The sequence below is a fragment of the Nocardioides sp. Z30_9 genome (assembly GCF_058215735.1).
In genome coordinates this window covers 444,361-463,121 of sequence record NZ_JBZAJF010000002.1, presented here as the reverse complement: position 1 = coordinate 463,121, position 18,761 = coordinate 444,361, and the positions used below count along the sequence as shown (strand labels likewise).

Sequence of the window (18,761 nt, the reverse complement as noted above, 5' to 3'; positions counted from 1 at the left end):
GGACCAGCATGTGGACCGCAGCCCGCGCGGGTCAGGGCTGCAGCCGTCGTGCGAGTCCCGACGCCCGCTGGACCTTGCGGGAGACCGCCGCGCGCACGGCGTCCTCGGTGCCGATGATCGTGACGCGTTGGCGCGCCCGGGTGACGGCTGTGTAGAGCAGCTCGCGGGTGAGCAGCGGCGAGTCCTCCGGCGGCAGCACCACGGTGACCGCACGCGCCTCGGACCCCTGGCTCTTGTGGATGGTCATCGCGTAGACCGTCTCCACCCCGGTCAGCCTGGTCGGGGCGAACGACTTCAGCTGTCCGTCCACTCGCACCATCACCCGCAGCCGGCCGTCCTCGGCGCGCACGGTGACGCCGAGGTCGCCGTTGGACAGGCCCAGTCCGCGGTCGTTGGCGGTGATCAGGACCGGTCGTCCGGCGTACCACTCGTCGAGGTGGGCCACCCCCGCGCTCTCCGCGAGGTGGTGGACGACCTGCCGGTTCCAGCCGGAGACGCCGTAGGTGCCCTCACGGTGGGCGCAGAGCAGCCGGTGCTCCTCCAGGAGCTCCATCGCCTCCTCGGTGTGCGACTCCTGGGCCCGGTCGGCGATCGCGACCGCCCGCTCCACCACGCCGGCCCGCACGCCCGCCGCCACCTGGTCCTCGGGAGCGACCAGCCGCACCGACTCCTGGCCCGAGCGGAGCAGGGCCAGGGTCTCCTCGACATCGCTCTCCCTCATCGCCCGGGCCAGCGCGTCCAGGGCCCGGCCGCCGTCGTCCTTGGCCGTGCGGTGCGTGGTCTGCAGGCGTACGACGGGTGAGTCGGTGCGCTCGCCGAAACCGGCGACGAGGTCGGCGAGAACGGCCCCTGCCTCGACCGAGGCCAGCTGGTCGGGATCGCCCACCAGCACCAGCCGGGTGGTGGGCCGCACCGCCTCCAGCAGCCGGGCCATCTGGGTCAGCGAGACCATCGAGACCTCGTCGACGACCACGACGTCGTAGGGCAGCGGGTTGGCCCGGTGGTGCCGGAACCGGGTGCTGTTGTCGGGGCGCCAGCCCAGCAGCCGGTGCACGGTGCTGGCGCCGATGCCGAGGAGCCGGGCGGCATCCTCGGGCGGCATCTGCCCGCTCTCCCGCTCGCGGGCGACCGACTCCTGGAGCCGGGCGGCGGCCTTGCCGGTCGGGGCGGCGAGGGCGATCCGCGGGGGCCGTCCCACCGAGGCCTCGTGCTGCTCGCTGAGCACGGCCAGCAGCCGGGCGACCGAGGCGGTCTTGCCGGTGCCCGGGCCGCCGGTGAGCACGGTGGTCCACTGCCGGGTCGCCCGTTCGGTGGCGTCGCGTTGCTCCTCCCACCCGGGCGGGAACATCCGCGTCAGCGCATCGCGCAGCGGGAGCTCCTCGATCTCGGGAGGACGCAGCGCCATCCGGGCGAGGAGGTCGTCGCAGACCTGCTTCTCCTCGCGCCAGTGGCGGTCGAGGTAGAGCAGCGGTCCTTCGAGCCGGAGCACCCCGCGGGCGGTCAGCGTGCTGCGGCGTACGGCCTCCAGCCACGGCTCCTGGTCGGGCCAGGTGAGCATCAGCTCGGGGTCCTCGGCCAGCTCCGCCGGCGAGGGCAGGTCGAGCAGGTCGACGCACACGGCCCCACGCCGGGCGGCCCGGACCACCAGCGCCACAGCCAGCCGGACGTCCGGGGAGGTCTCGTCCGTCAGCGCCGCAACGCGGGTGGCCACGTGGATGTCGGCCGCGTCGAGCACACCGGCCCGGTTGAGCTCGGCGAGCTCGGGCTCGGCGCGCAGCGCGAGGTGGCGGCTGGTCGGGTCCTCGATCACGACGCCTCCCCGGTCCGGCCGTCGAGCAGAGCGGAAAGCGCGAGCACCAGCGCGGTGGGGGGCTGCCAGGCGAACACGCCGCACGGGTGCCCGTCGACGACCGGGGTCTGCTCGCCGACCATGCCGCGGACGTAGAGGTAGAGCACTCCGCCGAGGTGCACCTCGGGGTCGTAGCCCGGCTGGCGCCAGCGCAGGTAGCGGTGCAGCACCACCGAGTAGAGCATCGCCTGCAGCGGGTAGTGGGAGTGCAGCATCGCCTCGGTGACCAGGGCGGGGGTGTAGTCGAGCGCGGTCAGCGGGCGGCCCGGCTCCCCCAGCGTGTTGGTCTTGTAGTCCACGACGACGTAGCGCGGCCGGCCGGGCTCGCCCACGCGCAGCACCACGTCGATGGAGCCGCTCAGGTAGCCGCGGAGCGCCTGCCCGCCCAGGGAGGGGCTGCGCAGCCGCTCGGCGTAGGCGCGCATCGGGTCCTCGGCCGGCAGGTGCTGCTCGAGGACGTCGGCCATCTCGCCGAGCAGCCGGCCCTCGCCAGCACCGAGGTCGCCGCCGGCGAGCGGGATCTCGAAGTCGAGCTCGCGCAGCCGGTCGCTCAGCGGCAGGTCGGCCAGGGTGCGGTTGTCGGCGAGCGGTCCCAGCGGGCTGTGCTGCATCGGCAGCAGCGCGTCGGCCAGCTCCTCCGACGTGCCGGGCACCGACCACCAGCGCCGTTCCTCCTCGACCCGGGCGAGCAGCTCGGCGCGGAGGTCGTCGGCCTGCGGGTCGGCGTGCTCGAGCACGGCGTGCACCAGCGACCCGAACGTCGCGCCGGCCACCAGCCCGTTCATCGGGGAGGCGAGGTCGGCGAGGTCGTCGGCCACGCCTGCGTCGGGCTCGGCGTCCGTCGTGGTGTCCAGGTCGTCCTCGTCGTCCTTGCCGGCCTGCTCGGGCTCGCTCGTGGCCCCCTGGACGGCACCACCGACGACCTGCTCCTCCACCCGGATCAGTCCGCTGTAGGAGGTCCGGCGCCATTCGGTGTCGATGCCGCGGTCGAAGCGCCGGGCGCTCAGCGACGGGGGCGGCGGGGGCGGGTCGACGTGGGCGTCCACGACCTGGGTGGTCTCGAGCCGGAACGCGCCCGCGTCGGCCCAGCGCCGCAGTACGCCGTCGACCTCCTCGTCGGTCTCGCCGAAGGCGGCGCGGGTCTCCACCTCGGGGGTGTCCGGCTGGCGGCCGAACAGCAGCCGGGTGAGCGCGGCGTTGGGACCGTTGTACGTCGGCGCCCACCACATCACCACCTGGGCCTTGGCCCGGGTCATCGCGACGTAGGCGAGCCGGAGCTCCTCCTCGGCCTCCTCGCGGCGGGCCTGCCGCTTGGCCGCCGGGGAGTCCGCGACGTCGAGGCAGCGCTGGTCGCCCTCGTGGTAGGCGTGGATGGTCGGCCAGTCCTTGACCGCGCGGTCGAAGAGCTGGGGCAGGTAGACCACGGGGTACTCCAAACCCTTGGACCCGTGGATGGTCACGAACTGCACGGCCTGGGCGTCCACGTCGAGGCGGCGACGCCGGGAGTCGTTGCGGTTGCCCTCCTCGACGGCCTCGCGGAGCCAGGCCAGCAGACCGGTCAGTCCCAGGCGCTCGCGCTGGGCCGCCTGGTGGAGCAGCTGGCCGACGTGGTGGAGGTCGGTGAGCAACCGCTCGCCCCCGGGCTGGGACAGCACCCGGGCCGCCATCCCGGCGGCCTGGGCGGCGCCGATCACCGCGGCCACCCCGCGCGAGCGGAACAGGTCGAGCCAGCTGCGGACGCGCTCGGCCAGCGAGTCGGTGAGCTCGTCGCCGCCGGCGTCGAGCTCGGCCGGGGTGGTCGGGAAGAACGAGGTCAGCGCCGCTGCACGGACGCGACCGGACAGCTGCGGCTTCTCCATCGCCTCCAGCAGACGCTCCCACTCCCGCGCGCCCTGACTGAGCATCACGCTCTCCGCGGCGTTGATCACCGAGGGGATCCCGCGGGCGGCCAGCTGGGCCTGGATGCGGGGCGCCTCCTCCTTGACCGAGTGCAGCAGCACGGCGATGTCGCCCGCGGAGAGGGGACGCGGTCCGTCGGGGGCCTCGTAGACCCCCCCGGAGTCGAGGGTCGCGGCGATGTCGCCCGCGAGGTCGGCGGCGATGTGGTCGCGCAGCACGCCGATCCCGATGCCACCGGACTTGTTCACCCGGAAGCCGTCGCGGCGCACCTGTCGCAGGCGTACGCCGCCGGCCTGCCGCTCGCCGCCGCCGGTGAGCGAGGTCTTGTCCCGCCGGGCGGCGACGGGGTGCACCGTGATCCGCTCGTCGCCGAGCCGGGCACCGCGGGTGAGCACCTGCAGGGCGTCGACCAGCGCGGGGTCGCTGCGCCAGTTCTCGCCGAGGGTCTTCATGGTGGCGCCGTCGACCGCACGCAGGTAGGTGGGGATGTCGCCGCCGCGGAAGGCGTAGATCGCCTGCTTGGGGTCGCCGATCAGCACCAGCCGGGCGTGCTCGGCGAAGGCGCCGCGCAGCACGTCCCACTGCACCGGGTCGGTGTCCTGGAACTCGTCGACGAGCACCACGTCCCACCGCGCGCGCATCCGCTCGGCGGCGAACGAGCGGCCACCCGACGACCGGTCCGGGTCCACGGCGGTGGCCAGCCGGGAGAGCACGTCGTCGAAGGTGAACACGCCCGTGCGGCGCTTGCGCACCTCGACCTCGGTGCGTACGCCGGCCGCGAACCCGGCCAGCGCCCCGGCGGGCGAGTCGGCCGGCTCGCCGACCGGGCGCAGCTGGGCGTGCGGGTTGTCCAGGGCGGCGGTCGCGGCCCGGCGGGCCTCCTTGAACTCCACGACGGCGGTCGGCACGTCGGCGTACGACGCGAGGTAGCGGTCGTCGATGACCTCGCCGGCCAGCGCGGAGATGTCGTCCTGGAGCCGCTCCGCGGGGTCGGAGTTGCCGGCCACGCCCAGCGAGCGCAGCACCGCGTGGCAGAACTCGTGGGTGGTGGCGATCGTCGCGGCGTCGTAGTTGGCGACGGCGTCGAGCAGCCGCTGCCGCCGGGTGGCCCGCTCGGAGTCGTCGACCGGCGCTCCGTCGAGGGTGGTGAGCGCCTCGTAGAGGGTCGGGTGCGGGCCGGGGTTGCCGGTGCGCAGCGCCTCCGCGGCCTCCACCAGGAGCGCCCGGACCCGGTCGCGCAGCTCCTGGGTGGCGGCCCGGCTGAACGTGATCACCAGCAATCGGTCCAGCGGTGCCACGCCTTCGGCGACGAAGCGAGCGGCGAGTGCGGCGACGGCGTACGTCTTGCCCGTCCCGGCGCTCGCCTCCAGGACGGTGACGCCGCGCGCGGGCAGCGCCGCCCGCAGGTCGAAGGTGTCCATCACTCCACCTCCGCCGTGAGCGCGGGGCGCCACAGTCGCTCGGAGAGCTCGCCGAACAGGTGCGGCCAGGACCCCTCGGCGGGGGCGGCGGTGAGGTCCTGCCAGCTGGGGCGGCGGCCCCAGGCGACCTGGAGCTCCACGGCGCGGTTCTCCTGGCGCCAGGAGTCCTGCAGATCGCGCTCGACCATCCAGCCCGGACGCGAGGAGCTGTTGGTCTGCGCGCACAGGCGACCGGTGTCCGGCATCAGCGGCAGCACCCGGGTCAGCGCCTGGTCGTGGATCGCGACGAGCTCGCGCAGCACGGCGTGCGGGTCCGCCGGGGCGGAGTACGTCGCGCGGGACGGGGCGTCGCCCTTGGCCGCCCGGCCGATGGCGCGCGAGACCCACGGGCCCGGCCCCGCCGCGGCGAGCGCGACCAGGGACACCCAGGCCTCGAGGCGCTGCTTGGCCCTGAGCCGGGAGTAGCCGACCCGGACCAGCCGGGTGTCGTAGAGGCCTGGCACGCCGCCGATCAGCCGTCGGCCGTCGCCGAGGTCGACGCTGATCTCGCGGACCCGGGCCGGCGCGCCCTGGGTGGAGGTCTCGAACATCTCCGCGAGCGGGCCGGCAGCCCGCGCGACGGTCTTGGTCTGCTCCCAGCCGAACCGGCCCGGGGGCATCGTGCCGCGCCGCCACTCCATCTGGAGGGCGTCGTCGAGGGCGCGGCCGCGGAGGAACTCCTGCAGGATCCGGTCGCCGACCTGCCAGGTCTCCAGCCCGTCCAGGGACACCGGCATCGAGTCGGCGACCTCGTCCTGCTCGCGCGGCAGGTCCAGCTCGAGGCGTCGGCGCAGGAACGCGCGCACCGGGCTGGTCACCGTGTCGATCAGGTCGCTGAGCTCGATGGTGTCGCTGGCGGGGGCGGGTCCGAGGTCGAGCTCGTGCAGCGGCTGCGGCCGCACCCGGGTCCCGGCCGCGGCACGGGCCGCCGAGGCGGCGTCGGGGTCGAAGGAGAACGGTGTCGGGGCGGCGAGGTAGTCGGGGTGGAACGCCTGGGAGCGGTGCTCGTGCTCGACCACGGCCGTGGTCGTCTCGGCGACCACGTCGAGGAACTCGCGCACGGGGACCGCGGGGGGCCGGCGCTGGCCGGTCGCCTCGTGGAACCCGGTGTAGGTGACGACGAGGTGCTCGCGCGCGGCGAGGACCGCGTCGAGGAACAGCTGGCGGTCCTGGCTGCGGACGTCGCGCTCGCCGACCATCGGGGCGCGGGCGAGCACGTCGTCGCCGTCGACGGAGCCGCCGCGGGGGAACACCCCGTCGTCGACGCCGAGCAGGCACACCACCCGGTGCGGCACCGAGCGCATCGGGGTCATCGTGCAGACGGTCAGGGTGCCGGTGCGGAAGTTGGCGCGGGTGGGTCGCCCGGCCAGCTTGGAGTCGAGCATCACCCGGATATCGGGCAGCCGCAGCTCGAGCGGCGTGGGTCCCTGGGCGGAGCCGGTGAGCGCGGCCAGCTCGCGGTGGAGCTGGGCAACCTGCCACTCCTCGCCCCGGGGGACGTCAGCCAGCTGCTCGACGCCGTCGCGGAGCACCTGGAGCCAGTGGTCGACGGGGTGGGTCCCGGAGAGCTCGGCGGTGAGCGCCTGCAACCGGTCCACGGCCTCGGCCAGACGCCCGGCCAGGGCGATGTCGGTGGTGGAGACGTCATCGAGGGGCAGGGTCGGGCCGAGCCACAGGTGGGAGTCGTCGGAGAGGGCGACCCCGGCCAGGACCCGGTCGAGGCCGAAGCGCCAGGTGTTCTGCTGGAAGGCCGCGAGCCCGAACCGCTCCCGTCCGGTCTGGTCCCAGGCCCAACGGACTCCGGCCCGGGTGATCCACCGGGTGATCGTCTCCAGGTTGTCCTCGCTGAACCCGAACCGGCGGCGCACGGCGTCCGAGGCGAGCAGGTCCAGCACCCGGCTGGCCTCCGCACGGCCGTCGGCGAGGTCGAGCAGCTTGGCGAGCACCCCGAGCAGCGGGTTGGTCTGGGTCGGTGACCGGTCGGCGAGCATCACCCGCAGCCGGTGGCCGGGGTGGCTGCCGGCGACGGCCTCACCGAGCCCGAAGGCCCCGGTGATCAGCGGGGCGTAAGTCTCGATGTCGGGGCACATCACGAGGATGTCGCGGGGCTCGAGGTCGGGGTGGTCGGCGAGCAGGCCGAGGATCACCTCGCGGAGCACCTCCACCTGCCGCGAGGGCCCGTGGCAGGCGTGCACCTGGACGGTGTCGTCCTCGACGCCGCTGGGGCGCGGTGCCCGGTTGGCGGCGAGGTCGGCCTGGAGGTGGCCCAGCACCGTGGTCGGCAGCTCGGGGGCGGGCAGCGCCCCGCCGTCGACGGCGCCGGCTCCCAGCAGCACCGCCTCGGTCTCGCGCACGTCGCGACCCATCGCGGCCAGCAGCGGGTGCTCGATCCCGAGGTGGGAGTGGTCGTCGCTGCGCCGCGGCGTCGGGGTGGCGTCCTTCAGCGACTGCCACAGCGCCTCGGAGGGGTGCGGCATCCAGAGGTGGACGTCGCGGTGGGCACCGAGCGCGCTGAGCGTCTCGGCCTCGGTCACGCTGAGCCAGGTGTGCCCGAACAGCGACAGCCGCTCGGGCAGCGGCAGCTCCAGGGTCCCGGCCCGCAGGGCCTCCACGGCACGGGCGTGCCTGACGACGGGGCTGGGTTCGCCGACCTCCTGGAGCAGCGCCCGCCACAGCGGCGGCTGCCACTCCAGGTCGTGCTCGAGCGCTCCGCCGGTGCCGTCGCCGGACCCGCCGCTCTCCCAGTCGATGAGCAGCTGGGGGCGCTGGAGGGCGTATCCGGCGAACAGCCCGGCAAGGCGACGGGCCACGGCGTACCGCCGTCCTCGGCGCAGCCGGCACTCCTCCTCGTCCTCGATCCCGTGGCCGAGGTGCTCGCTGAGCACCCTCGCCCACGGCTCGGCGGCGACCGCGTCGATCACCCGCAGCAGCGGCCACACCAGCTGGTCGGGGGCCCACACGTCGCGGTCGGTGGTGCCGAGGACCTGGGCCATCAGGTTGCCCGGGGAGCGGAACTGCACGCCCGCGCAGACGCCGTCGTCGCGGCCCGGGCCGCCGCCGAGCCGGTGGGAGAGCCGCTGGCTGAGCCAGCGCTCGATCCCCTTGGCCGGGACCAGGACGAGCTCCTGGGCGAACGGGTCGGGCAACGGGTCCTGGAGGAGCCCGGCGAGGCCCTCGACGAGCTGGTCGGCCCGGGCAGCACGGTGGACGATCAGGCTCACCGCACGTGCCTCCCCCGCCAAGCTGTCAGAACCCGGTCAACCTAACGCAGGGGTCCGACAGTCCGGTCGCTCACTCTCGGCGACCGGCCCCGCGGGTGAGCTCGACCACCACGAAACCCGCGAGCACCACGCTGCCCGCGACCACGATGTACCCGGCGGACTCCCCGCCCGCGACCAGGACCACGCCGGCGGCAGCGCTGAGGCAGGCACTGATCAGCAGCAGGATCTGCGGCCAGGGCAGCTGGGCGAGCCTCACTCGCCGCGGGCCTGCCACAGCCCCATCAGGTTGCCCTCGACGTCCTTGAAGTACGCCGCCCAGCCCATGTCGCCGACGTCCTGGCGCCCGAGCACGGTCATCCCGCCCAGCGCCTCGATCTGCTTGAGCGCCGCGTCGATGTCCTCGACGTCGATGGTGATCACCGGGCGGTCCGCCGGGCTCTCCCGCTTGAGCATCCCGCCGCCGATGTAGCCGGCCTTGGTCGGGAACCCGCCGTCACCGGTGGGCCCGGTCTGCACGATCGAGTAGTGCAGCCCGGGGATCTCCTCGATCGACCACCCGAAGGCCTCGGAGTAGAACTTGTGTGCTCGCTCGGCGTCGTCGAAGGGGATCTCGAAGTGCACGACTCTTCCACTCATGCCGGGATGATAGACGGGGCACTCAAGACGGATCTCCCGGCACTGCCGCGCACGTCCCGCGTGGGAGATCTCCGGCCAGGCCGGCGTGGTGACCGGTGTCACAGTTGACGGTGGAGTGCTCCTGATCGTCGTCGTTGCGTCGAGTCCGTCTGTCCGTCGACGCACTCCCTCGGGCTGCGCAATGGCTGGACCTGGAAGGACCGCCGACGTGAGCGACGCCGAGCGACTTAATTTGAACCCCTTGTTCACCCGCCCCGGAGAGTCCCAGGACGTTCCTCAGTTCTCCATGCCGGAGGAACCCATGCTGCCGGAGACGGCGTACCAGTTCGTGCATGACGAGGCCATGCTCGACGGGAACGCCCGGCTCAACCTGGCCACGTTCGTCGGCACCTGGATGGATCCGATGGCCTCGAAGCTCTATGCCGAGACCTTCGACAAGAACATGATCGACAAGGACGAGTACCCGCAGACCGCGGCGATCGAGGAGCGCTGCTGGCGGATCCTCGCGGAGGTGTGGAACTCACCCGACCCGGCGCAGTCCATCGGGACGTCCACTATCGGGTCCTCGGAGGCCTGCATGCTGGGTGGTCTAGCCCTAAAGCGGCGCTGGCAGCAGGCCCGGCGCGCCGAGGGGAAGTCCACCGAGCGACCCAACCTGGTGATGAGCTCCGCGGTGCAGGTGTGCTGGCTGAAGTTCTGCAACTACTTCGACGTGGAGACCCGGACGGTCCCGATCAGCGACGAGCACAAGGTCATGGACGGGTTCGAGCTGGACAAGTACGTCGACGAGAACACCATCGGCGTGGTCCCGATCATGGGCGTGACCTACACGGGGATGTACGAGGAGGTCGGCAAGATCAGCGACGCCCTGGACCAGATCCAGAAGGACACGGGTCTCGACATCCCGATCCACATCGACGCGGCCTCCGGCGGATTCATCACGCCGTTCGTCCAGCCCGACCTGAAGTGGGACTTCCGCCAGGACCGGGTGCACTCGATCAGCGTCAGCGGCCACAAGTACGGACTGGTCTACCCCGGGATCGGCTGGGTGGTGTGGAAGAACAAGGAGTTCCTGCCCGAGGAGCTGATCTTCTACGTCTCCTACCTGGGCGGCAAGATGCCCACCTTCGCGCTGAACTTCTCCCGACCCGGCGCCCAGGTGCTGCTGCAGTACTACATGTTCATGCGACTGGGCCGGAAGGGCTACACCGGGGTGCAGCAGGAGAGCCTCAACGTCGCCCAGCACCTGGCGAAGGAGATCGAGAAGATGGGGCCGTTCACGCTGTGGAACGACGCCTCGGACATCCCTGTCTTCGCCTGGGAGATCAAGAAGGACTACACCTCCAACTGGGACCTCTACGACCTCTCCGACCAGCTGCGCCAGCGAGGGTGGCTGGTGCCGGCCTATCCGCTGCCGGCCGATCTCGAGGAGCGCATCGTGCAACGTGTCGTGGTCCGCAACGGGTTGTCCATGGACCTCGCGAACCGGCTGCTCGACAGCGTGCGCAGCAGCGTGAGCTACCTCGACAGCCTGCCGGGACCGCTGCCGCGTGAGCAGGCGTCGCACATGTTCCACCACTGATCGGCAGATTCGCGAGCTCGCGCGGGGCTCGACTCAGAGCCGGAAGGTGAGGCGGTCGGGTCGGACGTAGTCGTCCGGATCGTGCAGCATCACCAGTCGGGGCCTTGCCGTGCCCAGCCGGTCGAGGGCTCGCTGTAGCGGTCGCTCGTAGGTGGCGGCGTTGGCCGTGATCGGCGAGGCCCAGTTGTCGTGGTGACAGGGCACGAACACCTGCGGGCGCGGCGCCGGGGACGGTACGACGGTGCAGGCTCATGCGTGGGCAACGACCCAGCACCTGCACGGGTACGAGCCCGACCAGTCTCCGGCCCGCCCGCCGGGGCCGGGCGCGGCTACGCTGGCCGCGAGCGACTGGAGACCAGCCATGGCGTACGACGAGGGCCTGGCCGAGCGGATCCGTGCAGCGGTCGACGAGGCTGCCGGGCCGGACGGCTACCGCGAGATCAAGATGTTCGGCGGTCTCTGCTGGACCGTGAACACCCACATGGCCGTCGGTGCCGGCGAGGGTGACCTGATGGTGCACGTCGGCACGGACGGTGTCGCGGACGCGCTCGCGAACGGCGCCCGCCCGGCCACGATGGGCGAGCGGACCATGGGCGGCGTCGTGCTCGTCGCCGCCGACGACCTCCCCGACCCCGAGTCCCTCAACGCCTGGGTCGGCCCCGCGGTGGCGCGAGCGAAGGCCAAGCCTGCGAAGAGCTGAGTGTGCGGGCGGTTTCGACGGAGCCGACCTGAGCGAACGGGTAGTCCCGGTCGTTTCGCAGGCGAAACCGGACCTCAGACCTGCGGAACGATCGGGATCACCCGGTTCCCCCGGTGCACCCGGCACCCGGCACCCGACGACGACGACGTCTGCATCCATGCGGTGATCCTCACAGGCGGGATGGGAGGCTGGGCCGGTGACCGACCCTGCACCCGAGCGCCTCCCCGAGACCCCGGAGAGCCTGCCTGCCCGCCGGATGCTGCGCGAGCCCGCGCACCAGGTCTCGCCGCGGGCGCCGGCGCTGTGGGCGGTCAGCGCCACGCTCCAGGGACTGTTCTTCCTGGCGGTGCTGATCGGGGTGAAGCTGATCGGCTGGTGGGACGTGCCGGTGTGGGTGTGGCCGGTGTACGCCGTGGCCTCGGTCGGCTACGTCGCGGTGATGCCGACGCTGCGCTACCGCACCCACCGCTGGGAGAGCACGGAGACGGCTGTCTACACCCAGACGGGGTGGCTGTCCCGGGAGCGCCGGATCGCGCCGATGTCGCGGGTGCAGACCGTGGACTTCGAGCAGACCGTGCTGGGGCGCCTGTTCGGGCTGGCCTCGGTCACCGTCACCACCGCGTCGGCGGCCGGGCCCGTGCAGATCAGCATGATCGACAAGCCGGTGGCCGACCGGCTCGTCGACGACCTCACCCGTCGTACCGAGGCCGAGGCCGGGGACGCCACATGACCCAGCCACCGGTGGCGCTGGAGCCCTACCCGTGGCGGCGGCTCGACCCACGGATGCTGCTGGTCCACCCGGTCACCGAGTTGATCAGGTTCCTGCCCCTGCTGGTCGGGATCGTCGTGCTCGGCAGCACCCGCGGCAGCTGGTGGCAGCTCACCGGCATCGCGATCCCGATCGTGCTCGGCGTGCTGCAGTTCCTGACCACCCGCTACCGGATCACGCCCACCCAGATCGAGCTCGAACGGGGACTGATCGGCAAGAAGGTGTCCACCGCACGCCTCGACCGCGTCCGTGCCGTCGAGGTCACCGCGTCCCCGATGCACCGCGTCCTCGGCCTGGCGAAGGTCGAGATCGGCACCGCCAGCGGCGGTGCCCAGGGCGAGGACAAGTTCGCCCTGGACGGGCTGGCGCTCCCGCAGGCGCGCGAGCTGCGGGTCTCGCTGCTGCACCGGGCAGACGACCGGCCTCCCCCGACGCCCGATGCACTCACTCCGGGGGTCGACCTCACGGGCGACGCACCGTCCCGGGAGGCGGCCCCGCGGGCGGCGTACGCCGAGGACGAGGTGCTGCTCGACTTCGACAAGCGCTGGGTCCGGTACGCCCCGCTCACCTCGTCGGGCAACGTGATCGCGGCCGGCCTGATGGCGGTGCTTGGGCAGTTCTTCGACAGCGTCGGGGACCGGTTCTTCGCCGACGTCGACGTGCTCGGCTGGCTCGCCGAGCGCCCCGTCGAGACGCTGGTCCCGCTGGTCACGGTCGGGCTCGTGGTCGCGTTCCTGATCCTGGGGGCGGTGTTCTCGGTGGCCGGCTACCTGATCACCAACTGGGGGTTCACACTCTCCCGGGACTCCCGCGGACGCACGTTCCGGGTACGCCGCGGGCTGCTCACCACCACCGAGGTCAGCCTCGAGCGCGAGCGCCTGCGCGGCCTCGAGGTCCTGGAGCCGCTGGGGCTGCGGCTGGTCGGCGCGGGCCGGCTGGCGGCGATCGTCACCGGGGTCTCCCGCGACGAGTCCAGCAGCTCCCAGCTGGTGCCGCCGGCACCGCGCGAGGTGATCGACGCCACCGGGGAGGCGGTGCTCGGGCACCGCGACCCGCTGCACGTTCCCCTGGTCCCGCACGGGCCACTCGCCCGGAGACGCCGCTACACCCGCGCGCTGGCGGGCTCGGCCGTCGTGCCCGCGGTCGTGCTGGGGCTGGTTCTCCTCAGCGCGTTCCCCTGGTGGGTCCTGCTGCCGGCCCTGCTCGCGCTCCCGGTCGGGGTCGCCCTGGCCGCCGACCGCTCGCGCCGCTTGGGCCACGCTCTGAGCGGCGACCACCTGGTGGTCCGCTCCGGCAGCCTGCGCGGGCGTCGAGACGTCCTTCAACGCTCGGGGATCATCGGCTGGAACGTCCAGCAGTCGTGGTTCCAGCGCCGTGCCGGCCTCGCCACCCTGGTCGCGACCACGGCCGCGGGCCGCCAGGAGTACGCCGCGATCGACATCCCCGAGTCGATGGCCATCGGGTTCGCCGACGAGGCGGTGCCGGGACTGGTCACGCAGTTCCTCGCGTGAACAGGAGCCCTACACCTTCAGCCTGTTCACGGTCCTGGTGATCTTGTCGCCGGCCTCCTTCAGGAGAGATCTCGCCGAGCTCCAGGTGCAGCCAGTCGTCACCAGACTGTTCACCGGGGGTTGAGAAGCAGGTTCTGCACCCGGATCTCGGGTCCGAGGTGGGCGAGACCTCGGCACACGCGTTCACCTCACTCGCGGGCGATCTCATCGATCTTCATCCGGGAGCCTCGGTGGTGCCGCGGGCCGACAGCCGGGGAGCCACTCAGCTCGCGGCGGGAGCGACGTCGGCCTCCATGGCGGCCACGAAGTCGGCCTTCACTGTCCGCCAGGCGTCGTCGGTCATCGTCCGGCGCCAGTACGGCGAGCAGGACATGTCGCCGCGACTCAGCCCACGGTCGCCGAGCAGGTGGCGCCGGATCGCGCGGACCTCCTCGGCCTCACCGTGCACGAAGGCGTGCACCCGCCCCGCAGGGAACTCCAGCTGCTCGAGCTCGGCCACCAGCAGGGTGGCGGGATCCTCCGAGCCGACTCGGTGCAGCCAGCGCAGGTCCAGCTGTCCGGGGCTCTCGAGTGGCAGCTCCTGGGTGGGGTCGTCGCAGACCAGCCGCACCACGACGGGCGAACCGGCCGGCACGACGGCCATGGAAGCCGCGATCGCGGGCAGAGCCGACTCGTCGCCGACCATGAGGTGCCAGTCCGCGGTCGGATCGGGACGGTAGCCACTGCCGGGGCCCTCGAGGACCAGCACGTCGCCAGGTGCAGCGCCCGCGGCCCAGCGCCCCGCGACCCCCTCGTCGCCGTGGACGACGAAGTCGATGGTCAGCCGGCGGTCGACCTGGTCCCAGGAGCGCACGGTGAACCGGCGGCGCGCCGGCCACCAGGCCTTGTCGTGGGTCTCGCGCACCTCGGCCGGCTCGAAGACCGGTCCGTACGGCGCGCCGGGGGGCGGCACCGCGATGTTGACGTAGGCGTCGGTCGAGTCGGACATCTGGAACTGCTGCAGCCCCTCACCGCCGAGCTCGACGCGCACCATCGCGGGGGTCAGCCAGGTGACTGACATCACTCGTGCATGCATGGGGCCTCCTCTGAACACTGAATGAACTTAGGTTAGCCTCACCAACACCGAGTGATGTCTTCGCATCCTCCAGCTGCCTTCCCCCTCCTGTTCCGGGCGCTCTGCCGTCCGCTCGTACTGAAAGGCCCCCTGTGCGTTCACTCAACCTCCTGGCCGGCTCCCTCACAGCCATGGCCCTCGTCCTCAGCGGATGCGGCTCCTCGGAGAAGGACTCCGACGGTGGCGCCGCGAAGAGCGACTCCTCCGCCGAGTTCCCGATGACCATCAAGCACGCGCTCGGCACCACCACGATCGAGAAGAAGCCCAAGCGGGTCGCTGCGGTCAACTGGGCCAACCACGAGGTGCCCCTGGCCCTCGGCGTGGTGCCGGTCGGCATGGCGTCGGCCAACTTCGGTGATGACGACGGCGACGGCGTGCTCCCCTGGGTCAAGGACAAGCTCGAGGAGCTCGACGCGAAGACCCCGGTCCTCTTCGACGAGACCGACGGCATCGACTACGAGGCCGTGGCCGACACCGACCCCGACGTGATCCTCGCGTCGTACTCCGGCCTCACCAAGAAGGACTACGACACCCTGAGTGACATCGCCCCCGTCGTGGCCTACCCCGAGGCCCCGTGGTCGACGGAGTGGCGCGACATGATCCTGCAGAGCAGCAAGGCGATGGGCCTGGCCACCGAGGGCGAGGAGCTCGTCTCCGACCTCGAGAAGGAGATCGCCTCGACCGTTGCCGAGCGCTCTGAGCTCAAGGGCAAGAAGGCGATGTTCCTGACCCACGTCGACCCCGCCGACCTGAGCGAGGTCAGCTACTACACGACCCACGACACCCGGGCGAAGTTCTTCGAGGACCTCGGGCTGGGTACCCCCGGGAGCATCGCGACCGCCTCGGCGAAGACCGACGAGTTCTCCGGCACGCTCAGCTCCGAGCAGATCGACACCCTCGACGACGTCGAGGTGATCGTCACCTACGGCGACGAGAAGCTCGTCAAGACGCTCAAGTCCGACCCGCTCCTCTCCAAGATGCCCGCGGTCAAGAACGACGCCATCGTGCTGCTGCCCAACAACCCGCTGGGCACCGCCGCCAACCCGACTCCGCTCTCGATCTCCTACGTGCTCGAGGAGTACGTCACCATGCTGGCCGACGCGGCCGGTGCCTGAGGACACCACTGCGACCGTCGTCGCAACTGCTTCCGCCCCGGCTGCCGGCACCACCCGGCATCCGGGGCGTAGGCATGCCCTCTGGCTGCTGGCCGGGATCGCCGTCCTGGCCGCCCTGATGGCTGTGTCCGTGGCCGTGGGCTCGCGCGAGGTCTCCTGGTCCGACATCGTCGGCGCACTCCTCGGGTCGAGCGAGACGCACGAGGAGGCCGCGGTGACCAAGCGGATCCCCCGCACGCTGCTCGCGGTCGCGGTCGGCGCAGCGCTCGGCCTGGCCGGTGCGGTGATGCAGGGCGTCACCCGCAACCCGCTGGCCGATCCGGGCATCCTCGGCGTCAACATGGGCGCCTCCCTCGCGGTCGTCACCGGCATCGCGTGGTTCGGCCTCTCCGCCCCGGCCAGCCAGGTGTGGGCCGCCATCGCGGGCGCGGCGCTGGCCGCTGTCTTCGTCTACGCCGTCGGGTCGTTGGGCCGTGGCGGCGCGACACCTCTCAAGCTCGCCCTCGCGGGCACCGCCACCTCCGCGGCGTTCGCGTCCTTCATCACCGCCGTGGTGCTCCCGCGCACCGACATCGCGGGCGGGGTGCGGTCCTGGCAGATCGGCGGCGTCGGCGGTGCGTCGTACGACTCCACCACGCTGGTGCTGCCGTTCCTGGCCGTCGGGTTCCTGGTCTCGATGGCCTCGGCCCGCGGGCTGAACTCCCTGGCCCTGGGCGACGAGGTCGCCGCCGGACTGGGCGAGCGGGTGGCACTCACCCGCGCAGCCGCCGCGATCGGGGCGGTGCTGCTGTGCGGGGCGGCCACGGCCGTTGCCGGACCGATCGGCTTCGTCGGCCTGGTGATGCCCCACCTGTGCCGCATGCTCATCGGCGTCGACCACCGGTGGCTGCTGCCGTTCTCGGCCATCGGCGGAGCGGCGCTGCTCACCGCCGCCGACGTCGTCGGTCGCATCGTCGCCCGGCCGAGCGAGATCGACGTCGGCATCATCACCGCGGTGATCGGCGCCCCGTTCTTCATCCACGTCGTACGCCGCAAGAAGGTGCGTGGCCTGTGAGCGTCCAGACCATCGAACGCGTCTCGCGGGGCCGGGTACGCCGCTCCGCCCGGCGCCGGACCGTCCTGATCGTCCTGGCGGTGCTCGTCGCGGCCGTGTTCGTCACCAGCCTGATGGTGGGCCACACGTTCTACCCCATCGGCGACGTGCTCGCCGTCATCCAGGGCCAGGACGTGCCCGGGGCCTCGTTCACCGTGGGTCGGCTGCGGCTGCCGCGCGCGGTGCTCGCGCTGCTGGTCGGGCTCTGCTTCGGCCTCGGTGGCGTCACGTTCCAGACCATGCTGCGCAACCCGCTGGCCAGCCCCGACATCATCGGCATCAGCGCCGGGTCCAGTGCGGCTGCGGCCTTCGCCATCATCACCCTCGGCCTCTCCGGGACGGCCGTCTCGGTGGTGGCCATCGGCGCGGGCCTGGGCGTCGCGGTGCTGATCTACCTGCTCTCCTACCGTGACGGCGTCGCCGGCACCCGGCTGATCCTGATCGGCATCGGGATCGCCGCGATGCTGGACAGCGTGACGGCCTACGTGCTGAGCCGCGCCGCCGCCTGGGACCTCCAGGAGGCCACCCGCTGGCTGACCGGCAGCGTGAACGGTGCGCGGTGGGAGGAGGTGCTGCCCACGCTCCTGGCGCTGGTGGTGCTCGGTCCGATCCTGCTGAGCCGGGCCAGCGACCTCGAGATGCTGCAGCTCGGCGACGACACCGCCTCCGCGGTGGGCGTCCGGGTCGAGCTGACCCGGGTGATCGTCATCGTGGCTGCGGTGGGCCTGATCGCCTTCGCCACCGCGGCCGCCGGACCGATCGCCTTCGTCGCGTTCCTCGCCGGGCCGATCGCGGCGCGGCTGGTGGGTCCGGGTGCGTCGCTGCTGGTGCCCTCGGCGCTCGTGGGTGCGCTGCTGGTGCTGGTGGCCGACCTGTGCGGCCAGTACGCGTTCGGCCACCGCTACCCGGTCGGCGTCGTCACCGGCGTCCTCGGTGCGCCGTACCTCATCTACCTGATCGTCCGCACCAACCGCGCCGGAGGCTCGTTGTGACCGACCGCCACACTCTCACCGTCGAGAACCTCGAGCTGGGGTACGGCGACCGCACCGTGATCGAGCACCTCGACCTGATCGTGCCGCCCGGCCAGGTGACCGCGATCGTGGGCGCCAACGCCTGCGGGAAGTCGACGCTGCTGCGCTCCATGTCCCGACTGCTCCGCCCCCGCACCGGTCAGGTGCTCCTCGACGGCGAGCAGGTGCACAAGCTCCCCGCCAAGCAGCTCGCCCGGACGCTCGGCCTGCTGCCGCAGACGCCGATCGCTCCGGAGGGCATCACCGTCAGCGACCTCGTCGGGCGCGGCCGCAACCCGCACCAGCGGCTGATGTCGCGGTGGAACGCCGAGGACGACGCCGCGGTGGCCGCGGCGCTCGACGCCACCGGCACCGAGGAGCTGGCCGACCGGCCGGTCGACGAGCTCTCCGGAGGTCAACGTCAGCGGGTGTGGATCGCGATGGCCTTGGCCCAGCAGACCGACGTCCTCCTGCTCGACGAGCCGACGACCCACCTCGACGTCAGCCACCAGGTCGAGGTGCTCGACCTGCTCACCGACCTCAACCAGAGCCGCGGCACCACCATCGTGATGGTCCTGCACGACCTCAACCTCGCCGCGAGGTACGCCGACCACCTGATCGCCCTCGCCGCCGGCCGCCTCTACGCCGCTGGCGCCCCGGACGAGGTGTTCACCGAGGAGATGGTGAACGCGGTCTTCGGTCTCCCCTGCAGTGTGATCACCGACCCCCTCTCCGGACGCCCGCTGATGCTGCCGATCGGGCGCCATCGCGTCGAGGTCCCCAGCACCTGAGCGTGGGGCTG

The 18,761-nt window shown here is 72.3% G+C and carries 15 protein-coding genes; 8 read left to right on the top strand and 7 right to left on the bottom strand.

Features of this window, described 5'->3' with window-relative positions; translation table 11 throughout:
- Positions 1–31: 31 nt before the first annotated feature.
- From recD to AC4BGB_RS12880, 5 genes are all read right to left on the bottom strand, one after another.
- Positions 32–1,810 (bottom strand): exodeoxyribonuclease V subunit alpha, encoded by a 1,779-nt coding sequence (gene recD, locus AC4BGB_RS12900; RefSeq protein ID WP_490547281.1) that lies wholly within the window; start codon positions 1,808–1,810, stop codon positions 32–34.
- A complete protein-coding gene (locus AC4BGB_RS12895; RefSeq protein ID WP_490547280.1) occupies positions 1,807–5,169 on the bottom strand; it encodes a UvrD-helicase domain-containing protein in 3,363 nt (1,120 codons plus the stop codon). The genes recD and AC4BGB_RS12895 overlap by 4 nt, the downstream gene beginning before the upstream one ends.
- Positions 5,169–8,429, bottom strand: coding sequence for an exodeoxyribonuclease V subunit gamma (recC, locus tag AC4BGB_RS12890; protein WP_490547279.1), 3,261 nt, complete (start codon positions 8,427–8,429; stop codon positions 5,169–5,171). The genes AC4BGB_RS12895 and recC overlap by 1 nt, the downstream gene beginning before the upstream one ends.
- A gap of 70 nt (positions 8,430–8,499) precedes the next feature.
- A complete protein-coding gene (locus AC4BGB_RS12885) occupies positions 8,500–8,685 on the bottom strand; it encodes a hypothetical protein (protein WP_490547278.1) in 186 nt (61 codons plus the stop codon).
- The gene (locus AC4BGB_RS12880) at positions 8,682–9,065 is read right to left on the bottom strand and encodes a VOC family protein (protein ID WP_490547277.1); all 384 of its coding nucleotides are present in this window, start codon (positions 9,063–9,065) and stop codon (positions 8,682–8,684) included. Before AC4BGB_RS12880 ends, AC4BGB_RS12885 begins: the two co-directional genes overlap by 4 nt.
- A gap of 208 nt (positions 9,066–9,273) precedes the next feature.
- On the opposite strand from AC4BGB_RS12880, the gene gad reads away from it, so the two are divergent.
- A complete protein-coding gene (gad, locus tag AC4BGB_RS12875; protein ID WP_490547276.1) occupies positions 9,274–10,647 on the top strand; it encodes a glutamate decarboxylase in 1,374 nt (457 codons plus the stop codon).
- Between the two features lie 33 nt (positions 10,648–10,680).
- Here gad and AC4BGB_RS12870 read toward each other — a convergent pair whose 3' ends face one another.
- The gene (locus AC4BGB_RS12870) at positions 10,681–10,851 is read right to left on the bottom strand and encodes a hypothetical protein (protein ID WP_490547275.1); all 171 of its coding nucleotides are present in this window, start codon (positions 10,849–10,851) and stop codon (positions 10,681–10,683) included.
- Positions 10,852–11,008: 157 nt separating this feature from the next.
- Here AC4BGB_RS12870 and AC4BGB_RS12865 point away from each other — a divergent pair, with 157 nt between their 5' ends.
- The 3 genes from AC4BGB_RS12865 (at position 11,009) to AC4BGB_RS12855 (ending at position 13,627) form a co-directional block, all read left to right on the top strand.
- Positions 11,009–11,347: a TfoX/Sxy family protein gene (locus AC4BGB_RS12865; protein WP_490547274.1), complete on the top strand. Its 339-nt coding sequence runs from the start codon at positions 11,009–11,011 to the stop codon at positions 11,345–11,347.
- Between the two features lie 196 nt (positions 11,348–11,543).
- Entirely contained in the window at positions 11,544–12,077 is a 534-nt protein-coding gene (locus AC4BGB_RS12860) for a PH domain-containing protein (RefSeq protein ID WP_490547273.1), read from the top strand.
- Positions 12,074–13,627, top strand: coding sequence for a PH domain-containing protein (locus tag AC4BGB_RS12855; RefSeq protein WP_490547272.1), 1,554 nt, complete (start codon positions 12,074–12,076; stop codon positions 13,625–13,627). Before AC4BGB_RS12860 ends, AC4BGB_RS12855 begins: the two co-directional genes overlap by 4 nt.
- Before the next feature lie 262 nt (positions 13,628–13,889).
- Here the strand turns inward: AC4BGB_RS12855 and AC4BGB_RS12850 are convergent, their stop codons facing one another.
- Positions 13,890–14,702: a siderophore-interacting protein gene (locus tag AC4BGB_RS12850; RefSeq protein ID WP_490547271.1), complete on the bottom strand. Its 813-nt coding sequence runs from the start codon at positions 14,700–14,702 to the stop codon at positions 13,890–13,892.
- A gap of 170 nt (positions 14,703–14,872) precedes the next feature.
- Between AC4BGB_RS12850 and AC4BGB_RS12845 the strand changes: the two genes are divergently transcribed.
- The 4 genes from AC4BGB_RS12845 to AC4BGB_RS12830 are packed head-to-tail and all read left to right on the top strand — an operon-like array spanning position 14,873 to position 18,750.
- Entirely contained in the window at positions 14,873–15,856 is a 984-nt protein-coding gene (locus AC4BGB_RS12845; protein ID WP_490547270.1) for an iron-siderophore ABC transporter substrate-binding protein, read from the top strand.
- The gene (locus AC4BGB_RS12840; RefSeq protein ID WP_490547269.1) at positions 15,849–16,910 is read left to right on the top strand and encodes a FecCD family ABC transporter permease; all 1,062 of its coding nucleotides are present in this window, start codon (positions 15,849–15,851) and stop codon (positions 16,908–16,910) included. The genes AC4BGB_RS12845 and AC4BGB_RS12840 overlap by 8 nt, the downstream gene beginning before the upstream one ends.
- Entirely contained in the window at positions 16,907–17,941 is a 1,035-nt protein-coding gene (locus AC4BGB_RS12835; RefSeq protein WP_490547268.1) for a FecCD family ABC transporter permease, read from the top strand. Before AC4BGB_RS12840 ends, AC4BGB_RS12835 begins: the two co-directional genes overlap by 4 nt.
- A complete protein-coding gene (locus AC4BGB_RS12830; RefSeq protein WP_490547267.1) occupies positions 17,938–18,750 on the top strand; it encodes an ABC transporter ATP-binding protein in 813 nt (270 codons plus the stop codon). Before AC4BGB_RS12835 ends, AC4BGB_RS12830 begins: the two co-directional genes overlap by 4 nt.
- Positions 18,751–18,761 lie beyond the last annotated feature (11 nt).

Coding starts and splice junctions, on each gene's coding strand:
- AC4BGB_RS12895 (WP_490547280.1), bottom strand. CDS start 5,169: ATGGACACCTTCGACCTGCGGGCGGCGCTGCCCGCGCGCGGCGTCACC.
- AC4BGB_RS12880 (WP_490547277.1), bottom strand. CDS start 9,065: ATGAGTGGAAGAGTCGTGCACTTCGAGATCCCCTTCGACGACGCCGAG.
- AC4BGB_RS12865 (WP_490547274.1), top strand. CDS start 11,009: ATGGCGTACGACGAGGGCCTGGCCGAGCGGATCCGTGCAGCGGTCGAC.
- AC4BGB_RS12855 (WP_490547272.1), top strand. CDS start 12,074: ATGACCCAGCCACCGGTGGCGCTGGAGCCCTACCCGTGGCGGCGGCTC.
- AC4BGB_RS12850 (WP_490547271.1), bottom strand. CDS start 14,702: ATGCATGCACGAGTGATGTCAGTCACCTGGCTGACCCCCGCGATGGTG.
- AC4BGB_RS12845 (WP_490547270.1), top strand. CDS start 14,873: ATGGCCCTCGTCCTCAGCGGATGCGGCTCCTCGGAGAAGGACTCCGAC.